The sequence below is a fragment of the Vibrio sp. HI00D65 genome, from assembly GCF_001635455.1.
In the GTDB taxonomy this organism is placed as follows: Bacteria; Pseudomonadota; Gammaproteobacteria; order Enterobacterales; family Vibrionaceae; genus Vibrio.
This window is the reverse complement of record NZ_LWEH01000267.1, coordinates 1-220: the sequence shown is the minus strand read 5'-3', so window position 1 is coordinate 220 and position 220 is coordinate 1. Positions and strand designations below refer to the sequence as shown.

At 46.4% G+C, this 220-nt stretch carries 1 pseudogene; it reads right to left on the bottom strand.

Annotated features, from left to right (window positions below):
• Positions 1–220 (bottom strand): annotated as a pseudogene (locus tag A3712_RS18625) (transcriptional repressor PurR); the annotation flags it as partial.

Below are 220 nucleotides of genomic sequence, written 5' to 3'. Positions count from 1 at the left end.
TGAATCTTGTCGCTCGCAAACAGCATTGGGCCCCAATCCATCACTACAACAGGCAGTTCTGGGTAACGCTCGAATACGTCGATATGCTCGCCTTCAAGGGTAGAGCACATCAGCATTAAGCCATCGACACGCTTTTGTAGTAGTGTATCGATAGACGATTTCATACGTTCGCTATCGCCTTCGGTGTTACACAAGATAAGGTTGTAGCCTTTTTCATAAC